Annotated in this window: 15 protein-coding genes; 1 reads left to right on the forward strand and 14 read right to left on the reverse strand. The window is 48.1% G+C overall.

Annotated elements, in window-relative coordinates; all coding sequences use genetic code 11:
- Window positions 1–288: 288 nt before the first annotated feature.
- Window positions 289–837, reverse strand: coding sequence for a 2TM domain-containing protein (locus AAIH57_RS27955; protein WP_430023787.1), 549 nt, complete (start codon window positions 835–837; stop codon window positions 289–291).
- An 86-nt stretch (window positions 838–923) separates the two neighbouring features.
- On the opposite strand from AAIH57_RS27955, the gene AAIH57_RS27960 reads away from it, so the two are divergent.
- Window positions 924–1,523: a TetR/AcrR family transcriptional regulator gene (locus AAIH57_RS27960; RefSeq protein ID WP_430023788.1), complete on the forward strand. Its 600-nt coding sequence runs from the start codon at window positions 924–926 to the stop codon at window positions 1,521–1,523.
- A 139-nt stretch (window positions 1,524–1,662) separates the two neighbouring features.
- On the opposite strand, the gene AAIH57_RS27965 is transcribed toward AAIH57_RS27960, so the two are convergent.
- The 13 genes from AAIH57_RS27965 to AAIH57_RS28025 form a co-directional block, all read right to left on the reverse strand.
- A complete protein-coding gene (locus tag AAIH57_RS27965; protein WP_430023789.1) occupies window positions 1,663–3,000 on the reverse strand; it encodes a TrkH family potassium uptake protein in 1,338 nt (445 codons plus the stop codon).
- 157 nt (window positions 3,001–3,157) lie between these two features.
- Window positions 3,158–4,669, reverse strand: a complete 1,512-nt coding sequence (lysS, locus tag AAIH57_RS27970) for a lysine--tRNA ligase (protein ID WP_430023790.1) — start codon at window positions 4,667–4,669, stop codon at window positions 3,158–3,160.
- A gap of 126 nt (window positions 4,670–4,795) precedes the next feature.
- The gene (gene greA / locus AAIH57_RS27975; protein ID WP_095293395.1) at window positions 4,796–5,275 is read right to left on the reverse strand and encodes a transcription elongation factor GreA; all 480 of its coding nucleotides are present in this window, start codon (window positions 5,273–5,275) and stop codon (window positions 4,796–4,798) included.
- Window positions 5,276–5,519: 244 nt separating this feature from the next.
- Window positions 5,520–6,539, reverse strand: coding sequence for a tRNA dihydrouridine synthase DusB (gene dusB, locus AAIH57_RS27980; RefSeq protein ID WP_175394597.1), 1,020 nt, complete (start codon window positions 6,537–6,539; stop codon window positions 5,520–5,522).
- 138 nt (window positions 6,540–6,677) lie between these two features.
- Window positions 6,678–6,881, reverse strand: a complete 204-nt coding sequence (locus AAIH57_RS27985; protein ID WP_175394598.1) for a helix-turn-helix domain-containing protein — start codon at window positions 6,879–6,881, stop codon at window positions 6,678–6,680.
- Window positions 6,833–7,381, reverse strand: a complete 549-nt coding sequence (gene folK, locus AAIH57_RS27990; protein WP_430023791.1) for a 2-amino-4-hydroxy-6-hydroxymethyldihydropteridine diphosphokinase — start codon at window positions 7,379–7,381, stop codon at window positions 6,833–6,835. Before folK ends, AAIH57_RS27985 begins: the two co-directional genes overlap by 49 nt.
- Window positions 7,382–7,390: 9 nt before the next feature.
- Window positions 7,391–7,753, reverse strand: coding sequence for a dihydroneopterin aldolase (gene folB / locus AAIH57_RS27995; protein ID WP_095362233.1), 363 nt, complete (start codon window positions 7,751–7,753; stop codon window positions 7,391–7,393).
- Between the two features lie 109 nt (window positions 7,754–7,862).
- Window positions 7,863–8,726, reverse strand: coding sequence for a dihydropteroate synthase (gene folP / locus AAIH57_RS28000; RefSeq protein ID WP_430023792.1), 864 nt, complete (start codon window positions 8,724–8,726; stop codon window positions 7,863–7,865).
- Window positions 8,723–9,607, reverse strand: a complete 885-nt coding sequence (gene pabC, locus AAIH57_RS28005) for an aminodeoxychorismate lyase (protein WP_430023793.1) — start codon at window positions 9,605–9,607, stop codon at window positions 8,723–8,725. Before pabC ends, folP begins: the two co-directional genes overlap by 4 nt.
- 2 nt (window positions 9,608–9,609) lie before the next feature.
- Window positions 9,610–10,185, reverse strand: coding sequence for an aminodeoxychorismate/anthranilate synthase component II (gene pabA / locus AAIH57_RS28010; protein ID WP_175394602.1), 576 nt, complete (start codon window positions 10,183–10,185; stop codon window positions 9,610–9,612).
- A gap of 48 nt (window positions 10,186–10,233) precedes the next feature.
- A complete protein-coding gene (locus tag AAIH57_RS28015; RefSeq protein ID WP_430023811.1) occupies window positions 10,234–11,814 on the reverse strand; it encodes an anthranilate synthase component I family protein in 1,581 nt (526 codons plus the stop codon).
- A 140-nt stretch (window positions 11,815–11,954) separates the two neighbouring features.
- Window positions 11,955–12,893: a cysteine synthase A gene (cysK, locus tag AAIH57_RS28020; protein ID WP_175394603.1), complete on the reverse strand. Its 939-nt coding sequence runs from the start codon at window positions 12,891–12,893 to the stop codon at window positions 11,955–11,957.
- Between the two features lie 347 nt (window positions 12,894–13,240).
- Entirely contained in the window at window positions 13,241–14,191 is a 951-nt protein-coding gene (locus AAIH57_RS28025) for a peptidyl-prolyl cis-trans isomerase (protein WP_175394604.1), read from the reverse strand.
- Window positions 14,192–14,203 lie beyond the last annotated feature (12 nt).

Here is a 14,203-nt window from a genome sequence, read left to right on the forward strand (position 1 = left end):
GTGTTTCTCGTGTTTTCTTGGCCGGAATTAGAATATACCATGTACAGATTTTTTATGCAAGTCTTTTTTCGAAAAAAGTTATAAACCTTATACTAAGGTGTTTATAACAAATCAACATCTCTATACGTCCCTCCATTCTCCAACATCTCTATACGTCCCTCCATTCTCACACTTACATCAATCCCTACATCAACGGCATGCATATACTTGAATTAAATTCCCACAACATACGCATGCCTCATAACTGCTCTTCTTTTACTCAAGTTTCTACTTAATCTTTATCTCATTTCACTTTACTTTCTTCGCAGGCACCTTTCGTGGCCACAAGGTATAGCTGAAGCTAATTACAAAATCGATGACCAGCACAATCCCCCAAACTCTAACGATATTCATGAACGATTCTGTGCGAGTAGCATCACCAATCCACCAAGTCATACCCAGTAAGAATGCAGTTCCTATGATATAGGCCGCCAGGTGTCGAAACCATCCTCTCCGTTCCTTACTTGCATGTTCGCTTCCATACGCCTTCCTGCTGCGTGGACTCTCCCCATCCTTGAACCAGAATAGAAAATATCGATCTGCCCATGCAATCATCTGGTGACCATAAGCGATACTGACTCCTATATATATGGCTGCTATTCCATGGACCATACTTGCCGTAGCGCCTCGCTGCAGATCCATAACGGTAGCCACTAATAACAATAGATCGATAATGGGCGTTGCCATCAGCAACGTCACTCCCAAGCGCTTCATTCCGAGCAAATACCTTACGCTTAATCCAGCAGCAACGAAAACCCAAAAGGCAATCTCACACCCTATAATAAAATAGGCGATCAAATTAACTCCTCCTTTAATAACACGAATGTATTAAATACAATTTAGCACATTTGTATTATATTAAGCAACCATGATATAATTCGTGTATGCCTAAAATAGTAGATCATGATAAACAACGTCTGCTCGTTGCTGAAGCAGCTTGGCGCATCATCCGAAGAGATGGGATGGAGCAGGCATCTGTACGGAATATTGCTGAAGAAGCGGGAATATCCGCCGGTTCTATGCGTCACTATTTCTCAACCCAATCCGAATTACTCCTATATGCAATGAATCTGGTATCCGAGCGGGTATCAAGCCGAATTCAGCAGATGTCATTCAACGGTTCTCCCATGGACAACATGAAACGTTTGCTGCTTGAATTCATGCCTACCACGGACGAAAAATTGGCTGAAATGGAGGTGTGGTATGCTTTTACAGCCAAGTCCAAAACTGACCCAGCTCTCAAAGAGCTTGCCGATAAGGTATATGATGAACTCAGACAAGCTGTGGCTACCGTAATAATGTACCTCGTTAAACTTGATCTCTCTAGGGTTGATCTCGATAGAGAACTTGAAATAGAACGTTTGTATGCCCTGGTGGATGGTTTGGCCATTCATGCCGTTCTTCGACCTGATCAGGTGACTGCCAAGGTCATGGAGGATATTCTCTCTTTACATCTTGCTTCATTATGTCGAGGGCATGAATAGCATCTCCAGCAGTCTCTTTGCAGTAGATTATTGCATAAGTTGAGTGTTAGTCCTGCAAAAACACAAAAAACCGACAGTCACTCTGAAGCTGATCCCTTTTGATAACAGGAGTTAGCTCGAATGTCTGACGGTTTTTTGTTTATCCGATGATAATGCGACCCTCCGGATGACGATACAACTTCTTCTCTTTGCGCGGACGAAGCGCATATGCAATGGTTAATGGTCCGATCCGTCCAATAAACATGGTAAAGGAGATAATGGTTTTCCCCACATCCGTCAGCTCAGGAGTCACTCCTACCGACAAACCCACCGTGCCGATTGCAGAAGCGGCTTCAAACATCAGTGGCAGGAATGGCGAATCCTCTGTCGTAAGCAGGAGCATCACCACCACCATGAAAATAATTAACGAGACCATTATGATGGTCAACGCTCTCATAAGGAGTTCCTTCGGAACACGATGACGGAAAAATACGATATCCTTATTACCGCGAATCATGGCGTATACAGCTCCAATCATGATCAGGAACGTTGTTGTCTTAATCCCACCGCCGGTTGAGCCCGGTGAAGCACCGATAAACATCAGCAAAATGAAGAAAAACTGAGTAGCTTGTCTCATCTGGGTGATATCAATCGAGCTTGTTCCGGACGAACGTGTAGAAACAGACTGGAAGATGGAGGCATAGATCTTTTCAGGCCAGCTAAGCGAGGCCAGGGTATGTCCATTGGTGAATTCAAAGATAAAGAGCACCACTGCCCCAATTCCAATGAGCCCGCCTGACACGGAGAGCACAAGCTTCGACTGCAAGGATAAACGGCGGCGTTTGCGATACTCAAACAGATCATTCAACACCACAAAGCCGAGTCCGCCTGATATAACAAGCACGGATGCAGTCAGGTTAAATAGCCAATCTCCCGTATAATACTGGAAGCTGTTGCCAAATAGGTCAAATCCTCCGTTATTAAATAGGGAAACCGAGTGGAATATGCCGTAGTATGCGGCTTGTCCCAAAGGCATCTCCGTTGCCCAGCGCAGCGCCAGAATCACAGCAGCCACACCCTCAATGGTAAAAGAAAAGATCAACACCTTCCGGATAATGCGCACAATGCCTTCCATGCTGTCTGCATTAATCGCCTCTTTCAGAAGCAGCCTGTCCTTCAGGGAGATCCGTTTACCCAACACTAGCGCAAACAGCGTTGCAATGGTCATGAAGCCCAGTCCACCGAGCTGCATGAGCACCATGATGACGATCTGACCAAACAGGTTGAAGGTAGTTCCTACATCTACTACGACGAGTCCAGTCACACATGCTGCTGAAGTCGACGTAAATAACGCATCAATAAATGCCAAATGCTCACCGCTTCGGTTTGAAATGGGCAGCATCAGCAAAACGGTGCCAATGGCAATAATCAGCAGGAAACCGCCAACCAGGATAAGCGGGGGTGACAGAAATTTGGCAATGTGAAGCCTGAATTTCATGAAGGGCACCTCTTTTAACATAATACAATCTGTAATCAGATCAAACGAACCAAGAAACCATGTAAAGCATCCTATGTAAACCTAAAGAGGAACTTGCCCCAGCATGATACTGAACGGCAGGTTCCTCTTCTATTATGAACGTGTAATACGTTCCTTATTATTCTTGCGTACGTGGACGCATGTGTGGGAAGAGCAGTACGTCACGAATCGAAGGCGAATTGGTCAGCAGCATGATCAGGCGATCAATCCCGATGCCCAGTCCACCTGTTGGTGGCATACCGTATTCTAGAGCACGGATGAAGTCGTCATCCATTTCATGTGCTTCATCGTTTCCATGCTCTTTCTCAAGCAGCTGTGCCTCAAAGCGTTGACGCTGATCAATTGGATCGTTCAGCTCGGTAAAGGCATTGGCGTGCTCGCGTCCAACGATAAACAGCTCGAAGCGGTCTGTGAAGCGCGGATCTGCATCACTTTTCTTCGCCAGTGGAGAGATCTCAACCGGATGACCCATAATGAACGTCGGTTGGATCAGTGTTTCTTCAACAAACTGTTCGAAGAATGCATTCAGAATATGTCCAAACGTCATGTGCGGTTCAACCGGAACCTTGTGTTCTTTTGCAAGACGGTGAGCTTCTTCATTTGTCATATGCACGGAGAAGTCCACACCGACAACTTCTTTAACTGCGTCTACCATAGTTACTCTACGCCATTGTGGTGTAAGGTCCACTTGGTAATCCGCATATTGGATAACCTGCGTACCCAGCACTTCCTGTGCAATATGGGCAACCAGATTCTCAGTCAACTGCATGATATCTTTATAATCAGCATAAGCCTCATACAACTCAATCATGGTGAACTCAGGGTTATGACGAGTCGACATCCCCTCATTCCGGTATACACGGCCGATTTCATATACCTTTTCCAAGCCGCCTACGATCAGACGTTTCAAGTGAAGCTCAATCGCAATGCGCATGTACAGTTCCATATCGAGCGCATTATGATGCGTAATGAATGGACGGGCAGCGGCTCCACCAGCGATGCTGTGCAGTGTAGGAGTTTCCACTTCAAGATAGCCAAGGGAGTCCAGATAACGGCGCATCGACTGAATGATTTTGGAACGTGTAATAAAAGTTTGCTGTACTTCTGGATTCATAATCAGGTCCACATAGCGCTGACGATAGCGCAGCTCTACATCTGTGAGACCATGATATTTATCTGGAAGCGGGTAGAGCGACTTGGACAGTACTTCCAGATCTTTGACTTTTACAGATGTCTCGCCGGTTTTGGTCTTGAACACTACCCCGCTAACACCTACAATATCACCAAGATCGAGCAGGCTAAATGCTGCAAACTTGTCTTCTGCAACGGTATCCTGACGAACATAGATCTGGATTCTGCCGCTCAGGTCCTGAATATGTGCAAAGCTTGCCTTACCCATTCCCCGCTTCGCCATAATCCGTCCGGCAATACTGACTTCGATCTGCTTCTCTTCCAGCTCTTCCTTGGTCAGTGTTTCATACTTCTTCAGAATAGAACCGGCTTCTTCGGTACGTACGTATTTTTGGCCAAAAGGGTCGATTCCCAATTTGCGGAGCTCGTCCAATTTGTCGCGGCGAATTTGCAAAAGCTCGCTAAGTTCGGTTTCCTGATTCAAGACTTCATCCGTCATGATCTATATTCATCTCCTTATTTACATTGCAGACATCCTCAGATGTGTTCTTCCTCAAATGTTGAAAAAAGCTTCCCTAAGGAAGCTTTTGTCTCAGTGCCCGACTGCTTCATTACAATACAATAACTATTGCTTCTTAATATCTACAATTTTATATTGAATTACGCCAGCTGGTACGCTTACGTCAACAACAGTACCTTTTTTCTTACCCAAAATGGCTTTTCCAACAGGGCTTTCATTCGATATTTTGTTCTGAAGCGGATTGGATTCCGCGGTACCTACGATCGTGTACTCTGTAATGTCTCCGAATTCCAGATCTTCTACAGTAACGGTTGCACCTACGCTCACCGCATCGGTATCAATCTCATCGCTGTTGATAATCCGCGCATTCCGGAGCATTTTCTCCAGAGTGATGATACGACCCTCAATGAAGGCCTGCTCATTCTTCGCGTCTTCGTATTCGGAGTTTTCACTAATATCCCCATACCCGATGGCTACTTTGATCCGTTCAGCCACTTCGCGGCGCTTAACCGATTTCAGTGTTTCCAGTTCTTCTTCCAGCTTCTTGAGTCCCTCTTGTGTAAGGATAACTTCCTTATCGCTCATCTCAACCGATTCTCCTGTCATGGGAATAATTTGATTGCACGGCAACGGAACCCATGCTGATTACAGAGCTCCGACCGCATATATCTTCAAAACTATATGAAGTTCTCCGGAGAAACAGAACGTTCCTCCTGATGCACTAGCCTTATAACGCACATGGCGAATTTATACTGTGAAATTATAGGGGAACGGTCTCGAAAAGTCAATGTTACACCCCTTGTATCTGTAAACGTTTTACAGGACAGGATTAGGATGCATTTTCGACTACAGCCGATTCTGCATCATTGTACTCTTCATTATGAAGCTGGCCTACAAAGTTCTCCAGAATTTGCACCATCTCATCACGTCTCGTTCCTTCCATGATAACGTCCTTGATGCGCGCAGAACCTTTTAATCCTTTCAGGTACCAAGCCAGATGTTTACGCATCTCCTTCACTGCTACTGCCTCATTCTTCAGAGCAATCAGGCGGTCCATATGGAGAATGGCTACACGGATTTTCTCTTCTGCGCTCGGATCGGGAAGCAATTCCCCGGAACTCAGGTATTGAATGGTACGATACAGCATCCAGGGATTACCCAGTGCGGCTCGGCCGATCATGACTCCGTCACAACCCGTTTCATCCAGCATGCGACGGGCATCTTCCGGTGAAGATACATCTCCGTTCCCGATAACCGGGATGGAGACAGCTTCTTTGACATTTTTAATGTGGGACCAGTCAGCAGTACCCGTGTAAAGCTGCTCACGTGTACGGCCGTGCACACTTACCGCCTGTCCGCCAGCACGTTCAACCGCAAGTGCATTCTCCACAACGTAGATGTGCTCGTTATCCCAGCCGATACGCATCTTGACTGTCACTGGTTTCTCAACCGCGTCCACTACAGCGGATACCATATCGTAGATTTTGTTTGGATCAAGCAACCAACGTGCACCTGCATCGCAGTTCGTCACTTTTGGCACAGGGCAGCCCATGTTGATGTCGATGATATCTGCGTTGGTTTCTTTGTCCACAATTTTGGCTGCTTCTACAAGCGCTTGACGGTCGCCCCCAAAAATTTGCAGGCTCAGCGGTTTCTCACGCTCATCTACAAACAGCATCTCACGTGTACGCTTGTTGCCATGCACGATAGCCTTGCCACTCACCATCTCCGCACATACAAGGCCTGTTCCGAATTCTTTTGCGATCAGACGAAAAGCCGGATTACAAACGCCAGCCATCGGCGCAAGTACGACCTGGTTTTTCATTTCAATGCCACCGATTTTCAGCATTTTATTGTTTCGCTCCTTCTAATTACCACAGATTTTTCTTGCACGAATCCGGGTTATGTTGGCTATATACAATCAACGATTAACGGTAAGTGTCTTCGTGAAACCAATTGTGTAATTCATGATGACAGTGAAGTCTTTCTATTTGCCCTGTAATTCTTCAATGCTGATGCTCAGCACGCTCGCAATGCGATTCAGCTCTTGTTCGGATACCTTGCGGTTCCCCCGTTCAATCGTACCCAGAATGGCCAGCGATATGCCAGTCTCCGCGGCAAGTTCCTGTTGTGTCATACCCTTCAGCTTCCGAAAGGCCCGGATTCGGTTCGCCAGTTGCACGTTTTCCAAAGCTGTATTCCATCCTTTCCATCCAGTACAGATAACGATGTGTGTACATAGGTATACAAGCCTGAAAGCTCGCCTTCAGGTACGATATCTGACAATGGAACAAGCACAAAAGCCCGTTCTCCCATCCGTGGATGCGGTAGTTGAAGCAATTCAGTATCCCGGCTCTCTCCAGCCATCCACAGCAAATCGAGATCTACCGTTCGAGGACCCCAGCGAATATCGCGAACTCGCCCAAGCCGGTTCTCAACTTCAAGCAATTCGGTGAGCAGCTGCTCGGGTGTAAGATTCGTCTGTACAGCAGCCGCCATATTCAGGAACGAAGGCTGATCTATATACCCTACTGGTTCTGTTTCATATAGAGATGAACAGCGCAGGACTACTATATTAGGGTGTGCATCCAGTAACGTTAACGCTTCAAGCAGCGTCTGTTCCCGGTCACCCAAATTGGCCCCTAAAGCAATATAAGCCTCTGAATATTCAGAGGTCGAATGTGCGATCATGATCGGTTCTCACTTTCTTGTGCGGCGAAGCTCTACAGTTACGCCCTCAAAATGAATATCAAACGGCGGATGCGGCTTCGTCACCTTAACTGTCAGTGCATTGATAATAGTATAAGTGTCCAGTAAAGAAGATGCAATATGTTCGCCCAAAGCTTCAATTAACTGGAATGATTTATTTTCAACGATATGTTTAACAAGTTCATGGATCTCCGCATAATTAACCGTCTTGGTCAGATCATCGGTACGTCCCGCTTCCCCCAAGTCCATATCCAGCTCCAGATCGATGTAGTAGCGCTGTCCCAGCTTCCGTTCTTCTGCAAAAACGCCATGATATCCGTAATACTCCATTCGATGCAATACCATTCTGTCCATAATATCCGCCCGCCTTCTATAATGTTGGGATTGTGTATCACTAAGATCGTTCGTTACCTCATGCAAAACGCTGCGCTTCCACCTCACGGGTCATCCATACCCGCTCGATTTATTTCCTCCGCAGACCCGGAGAGGCATACAGCATGGCATCACACATATCCGCCGTCCGCCGGATCGGCTTCACATCATGAACCCGCACCATCTGGCAGCCTTGGGCGATGCCGAATGCAACCGTTGCAGCCGTCCCTTCCACTGCATCATGGGCCTGTACCTGAAGGGTGTTCTGAATGAATCGTTTCCGTGAAGTTGCCAGCAGGACCGGGTACCCCATCTCGTTAAGCAGACCAAGGGATGACATGAGCGTCAGGTTTTCCGTAAGATCCTTCACGAAGCCAATACCAGGGTCAAGAATAATCTGATCCTGGTGTACTCCAGCCTGCAATGCAATTTGGATACTTTCCTGCAGGTCTCGAACCACATCTTTCAGATAATCTGTGTAATCCCGTTCTGGTCGATTGTGCATTAAAATGAGGGGGCATCCCAGTTCTGCGGCAGTGCGTGCCATATCCGGGTCTGCCTTGGCTCCCCATACATCATTAATAATGTGGGCACCCGAAAGAATGGCCTGGCGGGCAACTTCCGCCTTATAGGTATCTACCGATATCGGAATGTGCGGAGCTTCCTGCCGCAACGCTTCGATTACAGGAATGATTCGGCTGAGCTCCTCCTCGGCACCGACGGCTTCGGAACCTGGCCGTGTAGATTCACCGCCGATATCAATCAGATCGGCACCATCCTCCATCATCTGTATCGCATGGGCAACTGCCTGTTCTACCTGGGTATACCGTCCTCCATCAGAGAAAGAATCGGGTGTGACATTCAGAATGCCCATAATCTGTGTCCGTGTGCCAAGCTTCAGTTCTGCTGGCCCCCATGAATAGTTCCGTTCATATATGACTGGTGTAAGTGTCATGAAGTATACCCCGCTTTCTGCCGGTACATACTCAGAAGTGCTGCTGTAACCGGGCCGATATGTCCGTTACTGATTATCGTTTCGTTTCCGTCCTGCCCTCGCAAAGTGGTAACCGGGACAAGCTCTGCAACCGATCCTGTCAAAAATATCTCATCTGCTTCCTGCAGCTCATCCCAAAAGTACAACCCTTCATTACAGGTAACTCCCATATGAGCTGCAAGTTCCATGACTACCGCTCGCGTGATGCCCGGTAATATTCCCGTCTCAATGGAGGGCGTATAGAGGATGCCATGCCGAACCCAGAATATATTGCTGACAATACCTTCAGCTACATGTCCGTCCCGGGTCAATTGCAGGCCTTCTGCTCCCTGGACCCTCTCCCCGTAACCGTTCAACTCCCGCTTGGCAAGGATGCTGTTCATGTAATGCAGTGATTTGAATCGTATATTTCCTTCAGGTGTGTTGCGCACCGTGGATAGGCACTGAAGCAATTTGCCTCTCTCGTATAGAGATGGTGAGGGCTCAGGTAATGCTTTTGCAAATACGATATGATTAGGGCTCTCATAATCCCCGGAGGGCAGGCCAAGCGCAGCTTCACCTGCCGAAATTGTGTAGCGCACATATGCATCCTGAAGCTCGTTTGCCTGCAGCAGACGGTTGACCCAGTCCATCACTTCTTCTGTTGTTGTAGTAAATGGAATACCAAGCTCCGCACACCCTGCAGCCATTCGTTCCAAATGATGCTCCAGTAAAAAGGGAACACCCTGGTACGTCCGAAATGTCTCGAACAACCCAAGTCCGTACAAAAAGCCGTGATCCGTCACCGGAACCACGGCTGCCGCCATATGGACTACATTTCCGTTTATCGCGGCGTATTGCATGCCTATACCTTCACCTTCTGAGACAGGAAGTTGCGCAGCATCTGATGACCATGGTCCGTAATGATCGATTCCGGATGGAACTGCACACCTTCGATGGCGAACTCCTTATGACGCAGTCCCATAATTTCGCCTTCTGCCGTCTCAGCTGTAATCTCCAGGCAATCCGGCAGACTGCTGCGCTCCACAATGAGAGAGTGATAGCGGGTTGCTGTGAATGGAGAAGGCAGTCCGGCAAATACGGATGTTCCGTTATGATGCATCTCCGATGTCTTGCCATGCATCATACGATCGGCACGAATGACGTTACCTCCAAAGGCTTGTCCGATAGCCTGATGTCCCAGGCAAACGCCAAAGATCGGAATACTGCCCTTGAAGTGATCGATGACAGCCAGACTGATGCCCGCTTCATTCGGAGTACATGGTCCAGGGGAGATCAAAATATGTTCAGGTGCCATTGCCTCAATGCCTGCCAGATCAATCTCATCATTCCGGCGGACCTCCACCGTCTCCCCCAGTTCACCCAGGTATTGAACCAGGTTGTACGTGAAGGAATCGTAATTGTCGATGACCAGTATCATATCCTTGTTCCTCCTCTTCTTCCGTCTATACAGAGACGGTTGCATTGTTTATTTTTGTTTGACCGCTACTGCTGCTTCCGCTTCCTCACTATAATTCACGGCCCTCATCATGGCTCTCGCCTTGTTCCGGCACTCCCTGTACTCCCGATACGGATCGGAATCAATGACAATACCCGCTCCAGCTTGTACATAACCAGTACCGTCCTTGATGGCCAGTGTCCGAATGACGATATTCAGCTCCATATTCCCACTATAGTCGATCCACCCGATCGATCCTGTATACGGACCTCGGCGGACGGGCTCAAGTTCCTCGATAATTTCCATCGTTCGCACTTTGGGTGCACCGGTAATCGTTCCACCAGGAAACGTGGCCGCAATGACATCAAATACAGATAAACCCTCTGCCAGTCTGCCTTCCACTTGGGAAACCAAATGCATCACATGCGAATATTTCTCGATGGTCATTAATTCGGGTACATGAACCGAACCATAGGCTGCGATTCTTCCAATATCATTCCGTTCCAGATCAACCAGCATAATATGCTCGGCCCGTTCCTTCTCACTGTTCAGCAGCTCAGCCGCCATTGCCTCATCCTCTGCCTCATTACGGCCTCTTCTCCGTGTACCTGCGATTGGACGTGCACTGACCTTGCCATTGTTTACTTTGACAAGCAGCTCCGGCGAACCGCTCACGAGCTGGAAGTCCGGGCTGCGAAGCATGCCCATATAAGGCGATGGGTTCACAAGGCGCAGCCATTCGTAAATGTGCTCTGCACTGGATTGAATTGGCTTCTCCTGCCGCAGGGAAAGGTTCACCTGAAACACATCACCCTGCCGGATATACTCTTGCACTGTGCGTACAGCCTGTTCAAAGTCCTGTTGAGGAAAAGAGGTCTGCCAGCCCTCTGTTTCCTTATCAGCGTCTTCCTGCTGCTGAGCCAGATGCATCTGCATGCTGCGATGCTCCAATGCCTGCTGCTGCTCTTCCGCCTGTGCAAAGCCCAGAATATGCAACCAGCGCTGCCGCATGGCCTCTGCACGTACTTGAGCCTCTGCATATAAGCTTTGAAGATAGGCCTCGTCCGGTTCAGCTCCTAACGGCAGATGCACCATGCAGTACAGCGCTTCTTGTTCATGATCATATGCCCAAATCTCCTCAAAGCGCATCCACCAATAATCCGGCAGGGCCGGGTTATCTTCAGCCAAGGTTGGCAGCTTCTCCAGTGACCTGGCTACGTCATAGCTTAGATAGCCTGTGCTTCCCCCACCAAAGTCCGGAGCACCGTTCACTTTGGGAGCGGTGTACGGAGCTAACCACCTTTGTAACACGTCCAGCGGCTTACCCGTATCCGTCGATGTTGATCCCTCTTTCAAATCATGAATGACCGCTTCATAACCCTTGCCTGAAATAACGGATACCGGGTGCAACCCCAGAAAGGTATATCTTCCACCCTTGCCATTCTCCAGCACCATTGCATAAGGCGAAGCCTCGTGCCAAGCCGCTTCCCATGTTAACGGTAAACCGCCATGAACCGGCCCTTTATCCGACTTGATCATATAAGGCATCATGGTCCATCCTTGTCCGGCCCACTCTGTCCAGTCGGCGTATGTTGTCATCAGGTGTGTCATCGCGGTTAGCCGCCCTCCATCTGTCGCTAGTTCTGTTGTCTGATAGTATACTAAAGCGCCGCCCCTTTTAAAAGCATTCAGCAAAAAATCCTCCCTACCCATCATGTGGGCAAGGAGGATCAGTTTCATCATGGTTACTCTTAACCTTCGAAGTTGTAAAGTGGTGTGCTTAGGTAACGTTCGCCGTTACTTGGCACGATGACAACGACACGTTTGCCTGCACCCAGCTGTTTGGCTACTTGCAAACCTGCACGAATTGCTGCACCGGAAGAAATACCCGACAGAATGCCCTCTTCCTTCGCTACCTGGCGAGCCGTTTCGAATGCATCATCATTCTCAATGTGAATGATTTCATCATAGATTTCTTGGTCGAGAATCTCAGGGATAAAGTTGGCTCCGATTCCCTGGATTTTGTGAGGACCAGGTTTGCCGCCTGCCAGAATCGGTGATGCAGCTGGCTCTACAGCAACGATTTTGATCGACGGGAAGGCTTCCTTCAGTACTTCACCTGTACCCGTGATTGTTCCGCCTGTACCGATTCCTGCAACAAAAGCATCCAATGTACCGCCAACAGATTGAATCGCTTCAACGATCTCAGGACCTGTTGTCTCACGGTGAATTTTTACGTTCGCTTTATTTTTGAACTGCTCAGCCATAAAGTAACTTGGATTTTCCTTGAGCAATTCTTCCGCTTTTTTGACTGCGCCGTTCATTCCCTCGGATCCCGGCGTGAGCACAAGCTCAGAACCATAGGCACGAAGCAAGTTGCGACGCTCCAAGCTCATCGTTTCAGGCATTACAATGACAGACTTATAGCCTTTAGCTGCAGCTACCATTGCAAGTCCGATTCCCGTATTGCCACTGGTTGCCTCGATGATGGTATCACCTGGTTTCAGCTTGCCTTCTTTTTCCGCTTCTTCCACGATGCTAATCGCAATACGGTCCTTAACGCTCGAACCCGGATTCTGATACTCAAGTTTCACGAATACTTCAGCACTGCCTTCAGGTACGATACGGTTCAGACGAACAAGCGGAGTACCTCCGATGAGTTCTGTTACGTTATTAACAACTTTAGCCATATGAATGCCCTCCTTAGTGGGATGAATAATACTTAAGTCCTGTTACTTATATTGTGCGGCCGGGGCAGCCTCTTGATGTTTATAGAAGAACTGCGGAAATCCCTTAACTCCAGCCGGCCTAATAACTTACCCATAGACTGGATCTGAGGTTTCCGAAGGTTTCTTAGGTATATATACTGCCTTTATTCCGAGTAAACGAGTAGGTATTTATTATTTTTATCTTATCAACCTTGCACCTTATTGTCAATATGAGTACTCAAAAAAATACTCTGTCCTGGGCCCTAAGGCTGTAGACAGAGTATTTTTATCACGATGCAGCGTCACAATCCATCGATCGGTCAAATCAATCAGGAAGCTGGAATCTCGGCAATGATCACGGCCTCATACTTGTTACGAAGCCTCTCTTCCACTTGGGGAAGTGGATCAGCCTCACTGAGAGCCAGCTGCATCCGGATATCTTCACGTACCTCTTCTGCGGACTGAGCCTGAGCATCCTGTTTGTCATTTAGTTTAATAATGGCATATCCTTCTTCGACCTGTACCGGCCCAGCAATATCGCCAATATCGAGTTCTTCGGCCAAATTCATGATGTCTTCGGACTGAAACGGATCATTCTGTTCAATCCAGCCAAGTCGCCCACCGGAGTCACGGGTGAAGCTATCCGTCGATTCAGCTCTCGCCATATCTTCAAAGTTTGCACCCTGCTCCAAATCATCCAGTAACGCATTGGCTTTTGCTTCCTTCTCCACCAAAATCATGGACAGATCGTATTTCTCGGGAGAAACGAAATCCTCGCGGTGATCATTCCAGTAACGCTCAATATCTGCATCCTTGACCTGAATGCCGCTCGTAGCAATCTTCTCTAGCAAAAGCCGATAACCAGCTTCCAGTTCAAGTTCCTGTCGCGTCAGGCCGAGCTGGGACTTCATCTCGTCATAATAGGCCTGTTCCGAATCATAGCCATCCATCGCTGCAGCCAGTTCCTTTGCGATCTCTTCCGGAGTGACTGTCAGGTCTCGAACCACAGCCTCCGCATAAACAGCTTTACGGTTCAGCATCTGAAGGAGCATATCGCTGCCATAACGTCTTTTCAGTGCATCGGTCCATTCCTTGTCCGTAATGACCTCTCCATTAATCGTGGCAATTGTGCTTCCTTCTTCCTGACCGGCATCATGGGGTGCGTCTGCTTCGTCACGTCCCGGTCTGATCCCCTGCACCACCATAACCGTACCCATAACCAACATGCCGAGCGTCAAGACAATTACAGCCGTCCACAGCCCTTTTTCCTGTCTCGTCATTCCGCGTCCCGT

This window comes from Paenibacillus sp. MABNR03 (assembly GCF_050455445.1).
In the GTDB taxonomy this organism is placed as follows: Bacteria; Bacillota; Bacilli; order Paenibacillales; family Paenibacillaceae; genus Paenibacillus; species Paenibacillus xylanilyticus.